Annotated in this window: 13 protein-coding genes; 9 read left to right on the top strand and 4 right to left on the bottom strand. The window is 63.9% G+C overall.

Annotated elements, in window-relative coordinates:
- The first annotated feature begins 52 nt into the window (after window positions 1-52).
- From fes to entF, 3 genes are read left to right on the top strand one after another with little or no spacing between them, the layout of a single operon-like run.
- Window positions 53-1,255 (top strand): enterochelin esterase, encoded by a 1,203-nt coding sequence (gene fes, locus AB6V08_RS21730; protein ID WP_368544868.1) that lies wholly within the window; start codon window positions 53-55, stop codon window positions 1,253-1,255.
- A 10-nt stretch (window positions 1,256-1,265) separates the two neighbouring features.
- Window positions 1,266-1,478: an MbtH family protein gene (locus AB6V08_RS21725; RefSeq protein WP_368544867.1), complete on the top strand. Its 213-nt coding sequence runs from the start codon at window positions 1,266-1,268 to the stop codon at window positions 1,476-1,478.
- On the top strand, window positions 1,475-5,332 hold the full coding sequence (gene entF, locus AB6V08_RS21720; RefSeq protein ID WP_368544866.1) for an enterobactin non-ribosomal peptide synthetase EntF: 3,858 nt from the start codon (window positions 1,475-1,477) through the stop codon (window positions 5,330-5,332). Before AB6V08_RS21725 ends, entF begins: the two co-directional genes overlap by 4 nt.
- Before the next feature lie 402 nt (window positions 5,333-5,734).
- Here the strand turns inward: entF and fepC are convergent, their stop codons facing one another.
- From fepC to fepD, 3 genes are read right to left on the bottom strand one after another with little or no spacing between them, the layout of a single operon-like run.
- Window positions 5,735-6,535, bottom strand: a complete 801-nt coding sequence (fepC, locus tag AB6V08_RS21715) for an iron-enterobactin ABC transporter ATP-binding protein (RefSeq protein WP_368544865.1) — start codon at window positions 6,533-6,535, stop codon at window positions 5,735-5,737.
- Entirely contained in the window at window positions 6,532-7,524 is a 993-nt protein-coding gene (gene fepG / locus AB6V08_RS21710) for an iron-enterobactin ABC transporter permease (protein ID WP_368544864.1), read from the bottom strand. The genes fepC and fepG overlap by 4 nt, the downstream gene beginning before the upstream one ends.
- Window positions 7,521-8,525, bottom strand: coding sequence for a Fe(3+)-siderophore ABC transporter permease (fepD, locus tag AB6V08_RS21705; protein ID WP_368544863.1), 1,005 nt, complete (start codon window positions 8,523-8,525; stop codon window positions 7,521-7,523). Before fepD ends, fepG begins: the two co-directional genes overlap by 4 nt.
- A gap of 111 nt (window positions 8,526-8,636) precedes the next feature.
- Here fepD and entS point away from each other — a divergent pair, with 111 nt between their 5' ends.
- Window positions 8,637-9,884, top strand: coding sequence for an enterobactin transporter EntS (gene entS / locus AB6V08_RS21700; RefSeq protein ID WP_368544862.1), 1,248 nt, complete (start codon window positions 8,637-8,639; stop codon window positions 9,882-9,884).
- Window positions 9,885-10,333: 449 nt separating this feature from the next.
- Here the strand turns inward: entS and fepB are convergent, their stop codons facing one another.
- A complete protein-coding gene (gene fepB, locus AB6V08_RS21695) occupies window positions 10,334-11,293 on the bottom strand; it encodes a Fe2+-enterobactin ABC transporter substrate-binding protein (protein ID WP_368544861.1) in 960 nt (319 codons plus the stop codon).
- Window positions 11,294-11,481: 188 nt separating this feature from the next.
- On the opposite strand from fepB, the gene entC reads away from it, so the two are divergent.
- From entC to entH, 5 genes are read left to right on the top strand one after another with little or no spacing between them, the layout of a single operon-like run.
- Window positions 11,482-12,657 carry an isochorismate synthase EntC gene (gene entC, locus AB6V08_RS21690; RefSeq protein WP_368544860.1) on the top strand — a complete coding sequence of 392 codons (1,176 nt, stop codon included), beginning with the start codon at window positions 11,482-11,484 and terminating at the stop codon, window positions 12,655-12,657.
- 9 nt (window positions 12,658-12,666) lie between these two features.
- Complete coding sequence (entE, locus tag AB6V08_RS21685) at window positions 12,667-14,271, top strand: (2,3-dihydroxybenzoyl)adenylate synthase EntE (protein WP_368544859.1); 1,605 nt, start codon at window positions 12,667-12,669, stop codon at window positions 14,269-14,271.
- Between the two features lie 11 nt (window positions 14,272-14,282).
- Entirely contained in the window at window positions 14,283-15,137 is an 855-nt protein-coding gene (locus AB6V08_RS21680; RefSeq protein WP_368544858.1) for an isochorismatase family protein, read from the top strand.
- Window positions 15,137-15,892, top strand: a complete 756-nt coding sequence (gene entA / locus AB6V08_RS21675) for a 2,3-dihydro-2,3-dihydroxybenzoate dehydrogenase EntA (RefSeq protein ID WP_368544857.1) — start codon at window positions 15,137-15,139, stop codon at window positions 15,890-15,892. The genes AB6V08_RS21680 and entA overlap by 1 nt, the downstream gene beginning before the upstream one ends.
- Window positions 15,893-16,306, top strand: coding sequence for a proofreading thioesterase EntH (gene entH / locus AB6V08_RS21670; RefSeq protein ID WP_368544856.1), 414 nt, complete (start codon window positions 15,893-15,895; stop codon window positions 16,304-16,306).
- Window positions 16,307-16,488 lie beyond the last annotated feature (182 nt).

The raw sequence follows: 16,488 nt of genomic DNA, 5'->3' as shown, positions 1-16,488 counted from the left end.
ATAAATTTTACCGTGTAACCAAAAAAGACACGATAAACATGAGGTTATAAGCGTGACGGCGTTAGCAACGGGAAGTGAAGCCTGGTGGCAGTCAGTAAAAGGCCCTGAGCGGGTGCGCGAGGGGGAGCACTATCGCGTTACCTTCCGGTGGCGCGATCCGGCAGGAAATGAGGGCGCGTCGGCGATAAAACGCGTCTGGCTGTACATCACCGGCGTGACCGACCATCACCAGAACGCCCGCCCGCAGTCCCTCGAACGCGTTCCCGGCACCGACGTCTGGCAATGGCAGGGCGAGTTCAGCCCCGGGTGGCGGGGCAGCTACTGCTTTATTCCCTCTGAGAACGAACAGGATTTTGCCGAAGCGGTGTTTCACGGCGAACGGCCCGACCGCATGGCGCTGCGCGAAGGCTGGCGCAAACTGCTGCCGCACGCGATTTCCGACCCGCTCAACGCCCACAGCTGGCGTGGCGGGCGCGGGCACGCCGTGTCGGCGCTGGAAATGCCCGACGCCCCGGTTCAGCCCGGCTGGAACGCGCAGGCTCAGCTCGCCGAGCCGCCGCGCGCCGTTACCTGGCAAAGCCGCAGATTAGGCAATACCCGCCGCGTGTGGATCTTCACCACCGGTCAGAACGCGGCCGATCGCCCGCTGGCGGTGCTGCTTGACGGGCAGTTCTGGGCCGAAAGTATGCCCGTATGGCCCGCGCTGACGGCGCTCACCGAGGAAGGCAAACTGCCCCCCGCCGTTTACGTGCTGATCGACGTTATCGACACCGCGCACCGCAGCCGCGAGCTGCCCTGCAACCCCGATTTCTGGCTGGCGGTGCAGGATGAGCTTCTCCCGCTTGTTCACGCCGCCGCGCCGTTCAGCCCTCGCGCCGACAAAACGGTGGTCGCGGGCCAAAGCTTCGGCGGGCTCTCTGCGCTGTATGCCGGCCTTAACTGGCCGCAGCGTTTTGGCTGCGTGCTCAGCCAGTCCGGCTCTTACTGGTGGCCGCATCGCGGCGCGCAGCAGGACGGGCTGCTTATCGAACAACTCAAAGCGGGTGAAAAAACCGCACGCGGGCTGCGCATTGTCCTTGAGGCCGGGCGCAACGAGCCGCTGATTTTCCGCGCGAATCAGGCGATTTTCGCCGAACTTCAACGCACACAGCAGCAGGTTATCTGGCGTCAGGTTGACGGCGGACACGATGCGCTTTGCTGGCGCGGTGGGCTGACGCAGGGGCTGATGACCCTCTGGCAGCCGCTTACTCAATAACGGAGTCTGTATGGAATTCAGTAATCCTTTCGATAATCCGCAGGGACAGTTCGCGATTTTGTGCAATGACCAGGCGCAGTACAGCCTGTGGCCGCAGCAGTGCGAACTGCCCGCCGGCTGGCGCGTGGTCTGCGAACCCCAGTCTCAGGAGGCGTGCCAGCAGTGGCTGGCGGCCCACTGGCAAACCCTTGTCCCGTCCCATTTTGCGGGGGAGAGCGCATGAACCGTCTTCCTCTCGTTGCCGCCCAGCCGGGTATCTGGATGGCGGAACAGCTTTCCGACCTGCCGAACGCCTGGAGCGTGGCGCACTACACCGAACTGAAAGGCGACATCGACGCGCCGCTGCTGGCGAAAGCCATTGCCGCAGGCATGATGCAGGCCGACACGCTGCGCACGCGCTTTGCGGAAGATAACGGCGACGTGTGGCAGTGGGTGGACGACGCCGCAACGCTGCCCGAACCCGCTATCGTAAAGGCCGATTCTCACGCTGCGGCGCTGGCGCTGATGGACGCGGATCTTAGCCAAAACCTGCGCGTGGACAGCGGGCAGCCGCTGGCGTTTCACCTGCTGATTCAGGTGGGCGAGCGCAGCTGGTACTGGTATCAGCGCTATCACCATCTGGTGGTGGATGGCTTCAGCTTCCCGGCTATTACCCGCCAGATCGGCGCAATTTACCGGGCGTGGAAAAAGGGCGATGCCGCGCCGGACTCCCCGTTCACGCCGTTTGCCGAGGTGGTGGAAGAGTATCAGCGCTATCGCGACAGCGAGGCGTACCAGCGCGACGGCGCGTTCTGGGCGGAGCAGCGCAAACGGCTCCCGCCGCCGGTGTCGCTCTCTTCCGCGCCGCTGCCGGGAAGGGCGGCCACCACCGACATTCTGCGCCTGAAGGTTTCCGCAGACAGCCGCGCTTTTCAGGTGCTTTCTCAGGCGGCAGGGCAGGCGCAGCGCACCGATCTGGCCCTCGCGCTGGTGGCGCTGTGGCTCGGTCGCCTGACCGGACGGCTGGACTACGCCGCCGGGTTTATCTTTATGCGTCGGATGGGATCGGCGGCGCTTACCGCCACCGGGCCGGTGCTGAACGTGCTGCCGATGGCGGTGAACATCGTCCCGCAGGAGAGCCTGCCGGAGCTGGCGCTGCGTCTGGCGAGCCAGCTTAAGAAAATGCGCCGGCATCAGCGCTACGACGCCGAACAGATTGTCCGCGACAGCGGACGCGCGGCGGGGGACGAAGCCCTGTTTGGCCCGGTGCTTAACGTGAAGGTCTTTGACTATCAGCTGGACATCGACGGCGTGGAGGCCGTAACCCACACGCTTGCCACCGGCCCGGTTAACGATCTGGAGCTGGCGCTGTTCCCGGACGAGCAGGGCGGCCTGAGCATTGAGATCCTCGCCAACAAGCAGCGTTACGACGAAGCGACCCTCACGCGCCACGCTGCGCGCCTGAACGCAATGCTGCGCCAGTTTGCGGCGAACCCTGACCTGCGCTGCGGCGAGGTCGAAACCGTATCTCACGACGAATATCAGCAGCTGGCGGCGATTAACGCGACGGACAAAACCCTGCCCGCGACCACCCTCGCCGGGCTGGTGGCGGAGCAGGCGCGCAAAACCCCGGACGCCCCCGCATTGGTGGACGCGCACCACCAGCTGAGCTATCGCCAGATGCGCGAGCAGGTGGTGGCGCTGGCAAACCTGCTGCGCGAACGCGGCGTGAAGCCGGGCGACAGCGTGGCGGTGGCGCTCCCGCGCTCGGTGTTCCTGACCCTGGCCCTGCACGGCATTGTGGAGGCGGGCGCCGCGTGGCTGCCGCTGGACACCGGCTACCCGGACGATCGTCTGCACATGATGCTGGAAGATGCCCGCCCGTCCCTGCTGATCACGACCGACGAGCAGCTTCCGCGCTTTCGCGATCTGCCGATAGCCGCGATGAGCTACAGCGCACTTTTACCCGCGGCGGGCAGCGAGCCGCTGAACCTGGCAACGCCGGAGCAGACCGCCTATATCATCTTTACCTCCGGCTCGACCGGGCGTCCGAAGGGGGTCATGGTCGGGCATACCGCCATCGTCAACCGCCTGATGTGGATGCAGGATCATTACCCGCTGACCGCCGACGACGTGGTGGCGCAAAAAACGCCGTGCAGCTTTGACGTGTCGGTGTGGGAGTTCTGGTGGCCGTTTATCGCCGGGGCGAAGCTGGTGATGGCCGAGCCGGACGCGCACCGCGATCCGCAGGCGATGCAGAATTTCTTCGCGCACTACGGCGTGACCACCACCCACTTTGTGCCGTCGATGCTGGCGGCCTTTGTCGCCTCGCTGACTCCGGAAACGGCGAACTGCTGCAAGACCCTCAAGCAGGTGTTTTGCAGCGGCGAAGCTCTGCCGACCGAATTGTGCCGCGAGTGGGAAGCCTTGACCCACGCCCCGCTGCACAACCTCTACGGCCCAACGGAAGCGGCGGTGGACGTCAGCTGGTATCCGGCCTGTGGCCCTGAGCTGGCGGCGGTGGAGGGCAACAGCGTGCCGATTGGCTTCCCGGTGTGGAACACGGGGCTGCGCATTCTGGATGCGATGATGCGCCCGGTGCCGTTTGGCGTGGCCGGGGATCTTTATCTCACCGGCATTCAGCTGGCGCAGGGGTATCTGGGACGCCCGGATCTGACCGCCAGCCGCTTTATCGCCGATCCGTTTGCGCCGGGCGAGCGCATGTATCGCACCGGGGACGTCGCCCGCTGGCTGGATAACGGCGCGGTGGAGTATCTCGGCCGCAGCGACGATCAGCTGAAAATTCGCGGCCAGCGTATTGAGCTCGGCGAAATCGACCGCGCGATGCTGTCGCTGCCCGACGTGGCGCAGGCCGTGGCGCACGCGTGCGTGTTCAATCAGGCGGCGGCGACCGGCGGCGATGCCCGCCAGCTGGTGGGCTACGTGGTGTCGGAATCCGGTTTACCGCTGGATCGCGATGCGCTGCTGGCCTCGCTGAAAGCGCAGCTACCGCCGCACATGGTGCCGGTGGTGCTGCTGCAAATCAGCGCGCTGCCGCTCAGCGCCAACGGCAAGCTTGACCGCAAGGCGCTGCCGCTGCCGGAACTGACCGGTAAAACCGCCGGTCGCGCGCCGGAAAGCGCGACGGAAATCACCGTGGCGCAGGCCTTCGCGGCGCTGCTCGGCTGCGAGATCAACGACATCGACGCCGACTTCTTTGCCCTCGGCGGCCATTCGCTGCTGGCGATGCGCCTGGCGGCCCAGCTCAGCCGCGCCTTCGGCTGCCGGGTCACGCCGGGGCAGATTATGGTCGCCTCGACGGTGAGCAAACTCAGCGCGCTGCTTGACGCGCCGCTCAGCGACGAGCAGGCGCAGCGTCTGGGGTACGAGAGCCTGTTACCGCTGCGGGAAAGCGACGGCCCGACGCTGTTCTGCTTCCATCCGGCGTCCGGGTTTGCGTGGCAGTTCAGCGTGCTGGCGCGCTATCTCAGCCCGCGCTGGTCGATTACCGGCATTCAGTCGCCGCGCCCGGACGGGCCGATGCAGACCTGCGCGGATCTCGACGGCGTGATTGAGCATCACCTTGTCACGCTGCGCGCGCAGCAGCCCCGCGGCCCTTACTACCTGTTCGGCTATTCCCTCGGCGGCACGCTGGCGCAGGGCATTGCGGCGCGACTGCGCGAGCAGGGTGAGGCGGTGGCGTTCCTCGGCCTGCTGGATACCTGGCCGCCGGAAACGCAAAACTGGTCGGAGAAAGAGGCCAACGGCCTCGATCCCGAGGTGCTGGCCGAAATCGAGCGCGAGCGCCAGGCGTTTATCGCGGCGCAGCAGGGGCAGGGCTCCAGCGAGCTGTTTACCGCCATCGAAGGGAACTACGCCGATGCGGTGCGGTTATTAACCTCGGCGCACAGTTCACGGTTCGACGGCAAAGCGACGCTGTTCGTCGCCGAGCGTACGCGCACGATGGATCCGCAGGTCGCCTGGGCGCCGTGGATCGGCGAGCTTGAGGTGTATCATCAGGATTGCGCCCACGTGGATATTATTTCGCCGCAGGCGTTCAAGGCGATAGGGCCGGTGTTAAGGGAGATATTGGGATAGTGTTTCTCTTTCCCGGGGGGAGGGGAATATATGGCTGCGGTGGACGTTCCGTTCACCTCACGTTTACTGCTTCTCTTCCACCACAATACTTGTGAACGTGTCAGGGAGGCTCGCCGCCGCCTCCCTTACCACCCTGGCTCCCGGCAAGAAAATCGCCGCTTCGCGGTGCCCTCAGCTTATTCCTTCAGGCTTTCGGGTCGGGCACCAGCCTGCATCCATGCAGGCTATGCCCTCTCGGCGCGTCCCTGCGCCTCGCCCCGGCCTTACGGAAACGCTTCGGCGATTTTCGGCCGGACAGGGTGTCGCTTTAAGATTATCTTTTATGCAGGCAATGGGATCGCGTTAATAACGCTTCGCTCGGTCGGTTCCCTCTCCCTGTGGGAGAGGGCCAGGGTGAGGGCATCAGACCGCACGTCTCCCCAGCGGCACCACCAGCGGCGTACCCGCCACCGGATCCTCAATAATCATGCAGCGCATCCCGTAGATCCGCTCGATAAGCGCGGGCGTCACAATCTCTTTCGGCGCGCCCTGGGCCACAATCTCCCCGTCGCGCAGGGCAATCAGGTGCGTCGCATAACGGCACGCCTGATTCAGGTCGTGCAGTACCGCCGCGAGGGTGTAGCCCTGCGTGCGGTTCAGCTCGCTTAGCAGCTCCAGCAGGTCGATCTGATGGCTAATATCCAGCCACGTCGTCGGCTCGTCCAGCAGCATGATCGACGTTTCCTGCGCCAGCACCATCGCTATCCACGCGCGCTGGCGCTGTCCGCCGGAAAGGGTATCAACGCTTTGAGCCGCCAGGTCGACAATGCCGGTGGCCTGCATCGCGCGGCTCACCGCGTCGTCGTCCTCTTTGCGCCAGCGGGTGAACAGCGGCTGGTGCGGATAACGCCCGCGCGCCACCAGCTCCTGCACCGTGATATCCCCCGGCGTGGTGGCGTTCTGCGCCAGCAGCCCGATACGTCGCGCCACCTCCTTGCTGGCGTAGCGCTGGATCTGCTCGCCGTCGAGGTACACGCTGCCCTCCGCGGGCGTCATCAGGCGGCTCAGGGTGCGCAGCAGGGTCGATTTACCGCAGCCGTTGGGGCCGATAATCGCTGTGAAATGCCCGTCGGGGATCGCCACGCTCAGGTCGCGGGCGATGATTTTTTTGCCGTAGCCGAGGGTTAACTTTTCGCCGCGCAAGCGGGTAGCCGTGTCTGTCATTTCTTGCGTGACTCCTGAACGAGCAAAACGATGAGGTAGATCCCGCCGAGGCTGACGGTCACCACGCCCACCGGAAGTTGATAAGGCAAAAACATCTGCTGGGCGCAGAGATCGGCAGCCAGCAGCAGGAGCGATCCGCACAGCGCCGCCTGGGTTAAGCCCCAGCGCGCCGTGCCGCTGATGCGCCGGGCGATATGCGGGGCCACCAGCGCGATAAACGAAATCGGCCCGGCGATGGCGGTGGCCGCCGCCGTCAGCAGCACCGCCACCAGCATCAGCAGCAGGCGCGAGCGCTCAACGCTCACCCCGAGCGCGCAGGCGCTGTCGTCGCCCATCTCCAGCAGGCGCATCCGCCGCACCAGCAGCAGCGCGCCGATAAACATCAGCAGGATGAGCGGCGCGGCAGGCCAGGTTTTGCCCCACGTCAGGCCGTTTAGCGAGCCGGCGTACCACAGGCCTGCGGACAGCGCCGTTTCCAGCGAGGCCTGCAGCAGCAGCCAGGTATTGAACGCCATCAGCATCGCGCGGATGCCGATACCGATAATGATCAGGCGGAAGGTGTCGATGCCGTTGCGCCAGGCCAGCGCCCAGATGAGCAGCGAGGTTAAAATCCCGCCCGCCATCGCCGTAAAGGTTATGGCGGTCAGGTGCTGGCCGAAGATCACCATCGCCACCAGCACGCCGCTCCAGGCGCCCGTGTTAAGGCCCATCACGTCCGGGCTGCCGAGCGGGTTACGCATCAGCGACTGGAAGATCGCCCCGCTGACGCCGAGCGCGGCGCCGACCAGAATCGCCATCGCCACGCGCGGCAGGCGCCATTCGGTGACCACCATAGCGATGTTGCGCGGCGCGCTGCCGAAGAGGGCGTTGAAGACCTGCGTGAAATCGAGGGTCACCGCGCCGCTGCGCAGGCTCCAGACCGCCAGCACGACAATCGCCGTCACCAGCAGCAGCAGGCTAATAAGTAAGCGCCGGGACGGAGCCATCATGCGCCACCTCCGCGCTTACGGCGCACGAGGAAAATCAGCACCGGCGCGCCAATAAAGGCGCTCACCACCGACACGCGAAGCTCGCCGGGAACCAAAAGACGACCTATAACGTCCGCGAACAGTAAAAGAGCCGGGGTCGCCAGCAGCGTGACGGGCAGCGACGAGCGATGATCCGCCCCCACCAGCCAGCGCGCCATGTGGGGCATCATCAGGCCAATAAAGGCAATCGGCCCGACCACCGCCGTTGCGCTGCCGCACAGGACGGTTATCGCCAGAAGGCCGATTAGCTGGGTGCGCGCCACGCGGTTGCCCAGCGCGGTGGCGGTATCGCTCCCCAGGCTCAGGCTGTTCAGCGCCCGGCTCAAAAACAGCGCCACGGCGGCGGCGAGGGTGACCGGAACAATCACCGCCTTTAAGGTCGAGAGGGTGCGGATATCCAGCGATCCGGCCTGCCAGAAGCGCAGCTGGTCGTAGACGTCCGGGTTGAGCAGGGCGATGCCGTTGGTTAACCCTTCAAGCACCGCGGCGAGCGCCACGCCCGCCAGGGTCAGGCGCACCGGGCTGAGCTGTCCGCCGCCCTGACTGCCGGTAAACGCCACCACCAGCGAGGCCGCCAGCGCGCCGCAAAAGGCCATCACCAGCTGTTCGGACGGCGAGGTAAAGCCAAACAGCGCCGCGCCGAGGACAATGGCGAAGCTTGCGCCGCTGTTAACGCCCAGAATGCCGGGGTCGGCGAGGGGATTGCGGGTGAGGGTTTGCATCAGCGCCCCGGCAAGACCGAGCGCGCCGCCCGCCAGTAGTCCGGCAAGGGTGCGGGGCAGGCGGGCATCGAGCACGATGGTGCAGTCGGCGCTCGAACAGCTGCCGGAAAGCGCATCGACGATGACGGACGCGGGCAGCGGTTTCGCGCCAACCAGCAGACTGAGCGCCATCGCGAGGATCAACAGCAGCAATAAAACGGGCACGGCAAGGGCGCGTACCGCAGAAGAGGAAAACGACATAGCAACGTCCATGACTTGATAATGATATTAATTATCGTTATCTATCTTATTTAGCTATGTTAGCATGTGCGACCATGGAATTGGTAGCTCGTTAGACCTCAAGGCCTTGTCATGAATCAAAAATCCTGGCTGCTCAACCTCAGCCTGCTGAAGACCCATCCGGCGTTTCGCGCGGTCTTTATCGCACGTTTTATCTCCATTTTATCCCTCGGCCTGCTCGGCGTGGCCGTGCCGGTGCAAATCCAGACCATGACCCACTCCAGCTGGCTGGTGGGGTTGTCCGTCACCTTAACCGGCGGGGCGATGTTCATCGGCCTGATGGTGGGCGGCGTGCTGGCGGATCGGTATGAACGTAAAAAGCTGATCCTAATTGCGCGCGGCACCTGCGGGGTAGGCTTCGTCGGGCTGTGCCTGAACGCCATGCTGCCGGAGCCGTCGTTGATAGCGATTTATGCCCTGGGGCTGTGGGACGGCTTTTTTGCCTCGATTGGCGTGACGGCGCTGCTGGCGGCGACGCCCGCGCTGGTGGGGCGCGAGAATCTGATGCAGGCGGGGGCGATAACTATGCTCACCGTGCGTCTTGGCTCGGTGATCTCCCCGATGGTCGGCGGCCTGCTGCTGGCGACCGGCAACGTGGCGTGGAACTACGGTCTGGCGGCGGCGGGGACGTTTATCACCACCCTGACCCTGCTGCGCCTGCCGCTTTTGCCGCCTCCGCCGCAGCCGCGTGAACATCCGCTGAAATCCTTAATGGCGGCGATCCGTTTTCTGTTCAGCAATCCGCTGATTGGCGGCATCGCCCTGCTCGGCGCGCTGTTGACGATGGCGAGCGCGGTGCGCGTGCTGTACCCGGCGCTGGCGGGGGAGTGGCGGATGAGCGCCTCGGAGATTGGCGTGCTGTACGCCGCCATTCCGCTCGGCGCCGCGTGCGGCGCGCTCACCAGCGGCAACCTGGCGCAGAGCGGACGTCCGGGGCTGATTATGCTGCTGGCCACGCTGGCGTCGTTTATCGCCATCGCCTTCTTCAGCCTGATGCCGGTCTGGGCGCTGGGCGTGCTTTGTCTGGTGATTTTTGGCTGGCTGAGCGCCATCAGCTCGCTGCTGCAGTACACCCTGATCCAAACGCAAACCCCGGAAGGGATGCTCGGTCGCATCAACGGCCTGTGGACGGCGCAGAACGTCACCGGGGATGCGATTGGCGCGGCGATTCTGGGCGGCCTGGGGGCGATAATGACCCCGGTGGCGTCGGCAAGCAGCAGCGGGCTTGTGCTGGCGATCCTCGGCGCGATTTTGCTGGTGACGCTGGCGGAGCTGAGAAGGTTCCGGCAGGAGGTGGTGTTGAACGACAGTGCGGCGTGACCTGTTCTCCAAAGGTGCTGGTGCATCTCCAGAAATTGTAATGTCACAAAGCGATGAAATTGTTCATAAAAGTAAATGAATTACAGCGACACCCTGTTCCGGCCGAAAATCGCCGAAGCGTTTCCGTAAGGCCGGGGCGAGGCGCAGGGACGCGCCGAGAGGGCATAGCCTGCAGGGATGCAGGCTGGTGCCCGACCCGAAAGCCTGAAGGAATAAGCTGAGGGCATCGCGAAGCGACGATTTTCTTGCCGGGAGCCAGGGTGGTCAGGGAGGCGGCGGCGAGCCTCCCTGACACGTTCACAGGTAGTGTGGTGACAGAGAAGCAGGGAACGTAAGGTGAACGGAATGACCGCCTGAGCCGTATGTTCCCCTCACCCTGACCCTCTCCCCGGAGGGGCGAGGGGATGGTTCTGTGCGAACCTCAATCTGAAGGGATCGGGGGTTGCAACCTACTTAAACAATGCCTTCAGCCTGTCCAGCACCCGCATCGCACTGTAATAATCCAGCCGGAACGTTTCCGTTCCCAGCGCCCATACGCGCTTGTTCTGCACCGCGGGCAGGTGGGCCAGCAGCGGATTCGCGTAAATCGCATCCACGTCTTTCTGATCGCCCGCAAACAGGAACAGCCCTTCACCGTTCAGGCCCGTTGCCAGATTCTCACCGCCCAGCTGAATAATGTCATGACGCTTGCCCTGGCTTTGGGAGGTGTGCAGCCCGGCGGGCAGATCGGCCAGGGTAAAGCCCAGCTGGTGCAGCAGCTTGCCCTGCGCGGACTCGGCGGTCCACAGGTTCGCGCTGTGTGCCGCGGCGGTATAGACGATGGCATTCACCGGCTGCGGCGGCAGCTTCATCTGCTGTTTCACCTGGGCGAGCTGCTTGTCAAATTCGGCAATCCGCGCGCTGGCCTGCTTTTCCTGCCCGGTGATTGTGCCCAGCTGCGTTAACAGCGCCTGCCAGCTTTGGTCGTCGTAGTTAATCACCAGCGTCGGGGCGATGGCCGAAAGCTGCTCATAAAGCGCCAGCGCGGAGTCCCCGCCCGTGGCGCTAATCAGAATCAGATCCGGCATCTGGGCGGCAACCGCTTCGGCGCTCGGCTCGCCAATGTAGAGGCGCGCCAGCTTGCGCTGTTTTGCTACCTCTCCCCACTGGCGCAAAAAGCCCTGCGCGTCCGCCACGCGGTTGTTTGGCGTGGTCGCGCCGCTGGCAATCACCGGGGCGTCAATCGCCAGCAGGGAGCCGGTTAAGGTCACGCTGGTGGAGACAATGCGCGTGGGCTTGCTCTCAAGCGTGTGAACGCCGCGGCTGTCGGTGACCTGGCGCGGCCAGTCGGCGGCGTGGGCTGAGGTAAGTCCTAAAACAAAAAGTCCTGTTAAAAGCAGGGTGTTACGGCAAAAAGCGGGGAGTTTCACAAAGCGGCATCCTGTTTTTGTTGAAGTTAATGCTTCTCATTTTCATGATTGCGCAGGAGGGATGCAAGCGTTAGTCGAATAAGTTATTCGCCCGGCGGTTGACACCGCGGCGCTGTGCGATTAGGTTAGCCATCGAAAATATAAATGATAATCATTATTACTGCTTTTATCATTTTGAGGAGGATGATATGGATACGTCATTGGCTGAGGACATCCAGCACACCGCGACCACGCTGCAATCAGACAGCTTTTTCTTTATGTCGCCTTACCGCAGTTTTACCACGTCAGGCTGTTTTGCCCGCTTCTCTGAATCCGCCGCTGGCGGCGACGATCCGGCAGGGCAGTTCCAGCAAAAGCTTGCTCAGGCATTCCAGAACGCAAAAGCCAGCGGCATCGCGCACCCGATTATGGTCGGGGCTATTCCGTTCGACACCCGCCAGCCCTCGTCGCTCTTTATTCCGCAAAGCTGGCAAACCTTCTCGCGCCCGGCACGTCAGCAGTCTGCGCGCTACCATGCGAACGCGCAGAAGCTGACCGTGCAGAGCCGCACGGAAATCCCGCACCAGCCCGTTTTTGAGCAGATGGTGGCGCGCGCGGCGCAGCTGACCGCCACGCCGCAGGTGAACAAGGTGGTGCTGTCGCGTCTGATTGAGATTGCCACCGAAGAGAAGATTGACAGCAGCGCCCTGCTGGAGCGTCTGATCGCTCAGAACCCGGCAAGCTTTAACTTCCACGTGCCGCTGGAGGACGGCGGCGTGCTGCTCGGCGCAAGCCCGGAGCTGCTGCTGCGTAAAGACGGCGCCCACTTTAGCTCGCTGCCGCTGGCCGGCTCCGCGCGCCGTCAGCCGGATGACGTGCTGGACAGAGAGGCGGGCAACAAGCTGCTGGCCTCGGAAAAGGATCGCCACGAGCACGACCTCGTCACCCAGGCAATGAAAGCCATTCTTGAACCCCGCAGCCATCGTCTGAGTATGCCGGCCTCGCCGCAGCTCATTACGACGCCAACGCTCTGGCATCTGGCGACCCCGGTAGAAGGGGAGGCGCGTGAAAACGAAAACGCCCTGACGCTCGCCTGCCTGCTGCACCCGACGCCCGCCCTGAGCGGTTTCCCACATCAGGCGGCGAAGCAGCTGATCGCCGAGCTGGAGCCGTTCGACCGCGAACTGTTTGGCGGCATCGTCGGCTGGTGCGACAGCGAAGGCAACGGCGAGTGGGTGGTCACCATCCGCTGCGCGCGGGTGCAGGAAAAGCACGTCCGTCTGTTTGCCGGCGCGGGCATCGTCCCGGCCTCTTCCCCGGTGGGGGAGTGGCGTGAAACGGGCGTGAAGCTCTCCACCATGCTGAACGTTTTTGGCCTGCACTGAGGAATTATTATGACCGTTCCCTTTACCCGCTGGCCGGACGATTTTGCCCGCCGCTATCGTGAAAAAGGCTACTGGCTGGATCGCCCCCTGACCGACATTCTCACCCGCCACGCGAACAGCGACGCGGTGGCGATTATTGACGGTGAGCGCCGGTTTACCTATCGCCAGTTTAATCAGGCCGTGAATAATCTCGCCTCTTCTTTGCAGTTGCAGGGGCTGAAGCGCGGCGACACGGCGCTGGTGCAGCTTGGCAACGTCGCCGAGTTTTACATCACCTTTTTCGCGCTTTTGCAGGCGGGAATTGCCCCCGTCAACGCGCTGTTCAGCCATCAGCGCAGCGAGCTGACCGCCTACGCCGCGCAGATCAAACCCGCGCTGCTGATTGCCGATCGCGAGCACGCGCTCTTTGCGAACGATGAATTTCTCACAGGCTTTGTGAACGAGCACCGTTCAGCCGTGCTGCTGCGTGGCGATGGCGGCGAACGCGCGCTGGAGGCGGCGATTGGCCGCCCGGCGGATAACTTTATTCCGTCCCCAACCCCTGCCGACGAAGTGGCGTTTTTCCAGCTCTCCGGCGGCAGCACCGGGACGCCGAAGCTCATTCCGCGCACGCACAATGACTACGACTACAGCATTCGCCGCAGCAACGAAATTTGCGGGATTACCGCCAATACCCGCTACCTGAACGCGCTGCCTGCCGCCCATAACTACGCCATGAGTTCCCCCGGCTCGCTGGGCATCTTCACGGCGGGCGGCTGCGTGGTGCTGGCGCACGATCCGAGCGCCACGCTCTGCTTCCCGCTGATCGAAAAGCACCAGATTAACGTGACGTCGCTGGTGCCGCCTGCGGTCAGCCTGTGGCTGCAGGCGATTGCCGACGGGGCGGACAGCGGGCAGCTTGCCTCGCTCAGGCTGCTTCAGGTGGGCGGCGCGCGCCTGTCTGCCACCCTTGCGGCGCGCATTCCGGCGGAGATGGGCTGCCAGCTTCAGCAGGTGTTCGGCATGGCGGAAGGGCTGGTGAACTACACCGCCCTCGACGACGCGCCGGAGCGCATCATCAATACACAGGGCCGTCCGATGTGTCCGGATGACGAGGTGTGGGTGGCGGATGAAAACGGTAACCCGCTGCCGCGCGGGGAGGTCGGGCGCCTGATGACCCGCGGGCCGTACACCTTCCGCGGCTATTTCAACAGCCCGGAGCACAACGCCAGCGCCTTTGACGCCAGCGGCTTTTACTGCTCCGGCGATCTGATCGCCATCGACGAGCAGGGCTACATCACCGTGCAGGGGCGCGAGAAAGATCAGATCAACCGCGGCGGCGAGAAGATTGCCGCAGAGGAGATCGAAAACCTGCTGCTGCGCCACCCGTCGGTGATCCACGTCGCCCTCGTGAGCATGGAAGACAGCCTGCTTGGCGAGAAAAGCTGCGCGTATCTGGTGGTGAAGCAGCCGCTGCGCGCGGTTGAGGTGCGCCGCTTTCTGCGCGAGCAGGGCGTTGCGGAATTCAAACTGCCGGACCGCGTCGAGAGCGTTGATGCCCTTCCGCTGACCCCGGTCGGCAAAGTCGATAAAAAACAGTTGCGCCTGTGGCTGGCTGAACGCGCCCAGGGCTGAGGAACACGAAGATGGCTATTCCAAAATTAACCGCTTACGCGCTGCCAACCGCGGCAGAGCTGCCGAACAACAAAGTGAACTGGGCGTTCGAGCCGGAGCGCGCGGCGCTGCTTATTCATGACATGCAGGAGTACTTCCTGAACTTCTGGGGCGACAACAGCCCGATGATGCAGCAGGTGGTGGCGAACATCGCGGCGCTGCGCGACTACTGCAAAAAGCACAACATTCCGGTCTACTACACCGCGCAGCCTAAAGAGCAGAGCGATGAAGACCGCGCTTTGCTCAACGACATGTGGGGGCCGGGCCTGACCCGCTCGCCGGAGCAGCAGCGCATCGTCTCTGAACTGACGCCGGACGAAGCCGATACCGTGCTGGTGAAGTGGCGCTACAGCGCATTCCACCGTTCGCCGCTGGAGCAGATGCTGAAAGAAACGGGCCGCAACCAGCTTTTGATCACCGGGGTGTATGCCCATATCGGCTGCATGACCACCGCCACCGACGCCTTCATGCGCGACATCAAACCCTTCTTTATTGCCGACGCGCTGGCGGATTTCACCCGCGACGAGCACCTGATGTCCCTCAGCTACGTGGCGGGGCGCTCCGGCCGCGTGGTGATGACCGACGAACTGCTGCCGTCCGTTCCGGCGTCAAAAGAGGCCCTGCGCGCCCTCGTGCTGCCGCTGCTGGACGAGTCCGACGAGCCGATGGATGACGAGAACCTGATCGACTACGGCCTGGATTCGGTGCGCATGATGGCGCTGGCCGCCCGCTGGCGCAAAGTCCACGGCGATATTGATTTCGTGATGCTGGCGAAAAACCCGACCCTCGACGCCTGGTGGGCGCTGCTCTCCCGCGAGGTGAAGTGATGGCCGGATTCGATTTTACCGGCAAAACCGTCTGGGTGACCGGGGCGGGCAAGGGCATTGGCTACGCCACCGCGCTGGCCTTTGCTGAGGCGGGCGCCACGGTGACCGGGTTCGACCTGGCCTTCCCGCACGCGGCGTACCCGTTTGCCACCGAAACCCTCAACGTGGCGGACGCCGCGCAGGTAGAGGCGGTCTGTGGGCGATTGCTGGCGAAGCTTGAGCGTCTGGACGTGCTGGTGAACGCCGCCGGGATTTTGCGCATGGGGGCGACGGACAGCCTCTCGCTGGAGGACTGGCAGCAGACCTTTGCCGTTAACGTGGGCGGGGCGTTTAACCTGTTCCAGCAGACGATGGCGCAGTTCCGCCGTCAGCAGGGCGGGGCGATGGTGACGGTGGCCTCTGACGCCGCCCATACCCCGCGCATCGGCATGAGCGCCTACGGGGCGTCGAAGGCCGCGCTGAAAAGCCTGGCGCTGACCGTCGGGCTGGAGCTGGCGGGCAGCGGCGTGCGCTGTAACCTGGTATCACCCGGCTCCACCGATACCGACATGCAGCGAACCCTGTGGACAAGCGACGATGCGGAACAGCAGCGCATTCGCGGCTTTGGCGAGCAGTTTAAGCTCGGCATTCCGCTGGGCAAAATCGCCCGTCCGCAGGAGATCGCCAGCACGATTTTGTTCCTCGCCTCGGACGCCGCAAGCCATATCACATTGCAGGATATCGTGGTGGACGGCGGCTCCACGCTGGGGGCGTAGATGATCTGGAAACGTCATTTATCCCTTGAGGAGCTTAACGCCACCAGCCTGAACACGATGGTGGCGCATCTGGGCATCGTCTACACCCGCCTCGGCGACGACACGCTCGAAGCGGAGATGCCGGTCGACACGCGCACCCATCAGCCGTTTGGCCTGCTGCACGGCGGGGCATCGGCGGCGCTGGCGGAAACGCTGGGATCGATGGCCGGGTACCTGATGACCCGCGACGGGCAGAACGTGGTGGGAACGGAGCTTAACGCCACCCATCACCGCGCGGTGTCCCAGGGTAAGGTGCGCGGCGTGTGCCAGCCGCTGCATCTGGGGCGCTCGAGCCAGAGCTGGGAGATTGTGGTGTATGACGAGCAGGGGCGGCGGTGCTGCACCTGCCGGTTGAGTACGATGGTGTTGGGATAGACCTGGTGGTTATTTCTTCCTGGCGGCTATGGGATCTCCATTGATAATGTCCCCGCTGAACCCCTCCCTCGCCCCTCTGGGGAGAGGGCCAGGGTGAGGGGAACATACGGCTTCTGTGGTCGTTCCGTTCACCTCTCGTTCCATGCTTCTCTGTCACCACAACACTTGTGAACGTGTCAGGG

Origin of the sequence: Enterobacter soli (genome assembly GCF_964208575.1) — a bacterium.
Classification (GTDB): domain Bacteria; phylum Pseudomonadota; class Gammaproteobacteria; order Enterobacterales; family Enterobacteriaceae; genus Enterobacter; species Enterobacter soli_A.
The sequence above is the reverse complement of the archived record's forward strand: the minus strand, read 5'-3'. Positions and strand labels throughout refer to the sequence as shown.

What these genes read in the sequence shown, in the direction of transcription:
- entF (WP_368544866.1), top strand. Translation starts at nt 1,475, where the DNA reads ATGAACCGTCTTCCTCTCGTTGCCGCCCAGCCGGGTATCTGGATGGCG.
- entA (WP_368544857.1), top strand. Translation starts at nt 15,137, where the DNA reads ATGGCCGGATTCGATTTTACCGGCAAAACCGTCTGGGTGACCGGGGCG.
- fepC (WP_368544865.1), bottom strand. Translation starts at nt 6,535, where the DNA reads ATGACAGACACGGCTACCCGCTTGCGCGGCGAAAAGTTAACCCTCGGC.
- AB6V08_RS21680 (WP_368544858.1), top strand. Translation starts at nt 14,283, where the DNA reads ATGGCTATTCCAAAATTAACCGCTTACGCGCTGCCAACCGCGGCAGAG.
- entS (WP_368544862.1), top strand. Translation starts at nt 8,637, where the DNA reads ATGAATCAAAAATCCTGGCTGCTCAACCTCAGCCTGCTGAAGACCCAT.
- entE (WP_368544859.1), top strand. Translation starts at nt 12,667, where the DNA reads ATGACCGTTCCCTTTACCCGCTGGCCGGACGATTTTGCCCGCCGCTAT.
- fepG (WP_368544864.1), bottom strand. Translation starts at nt 7,524, where the DNA reads ATGATGGCTCCGTCCCGGCGCTTACTTATTAGCCTGCTGCTGCTGGTG.
- AB6V08_RS21725 (WP_368544867.1), top strand. Translation starts at nt 1,266, where the DNA reads ATGGAATTCAGTAATCCTTTCGATAATCCGCAGGGACAGTTCGCGATT.
- entH (WP_368544856.1), top strand. Translation starts at nt 15,893, where the DNA reads ATGATCTGGAAACGTCATTTATCCCTTGAGGAGCTTAACGCCACCAGC.
- entC (WP_368544860.1), top strand. Translation starts at nt 11,482, where the DNA reads ATGGATACGTCATTGGCTGAGGACATCCAGCACACCGCGACCACGCTG.
- fepD (WP_368544863.1), bottom strand. Translation starts at nt 8,525, where the DNA reads ATGTCGTTTTCCTCTTCTGCGGTACGCGCCCTTGCCGTGCCCGTTTTA.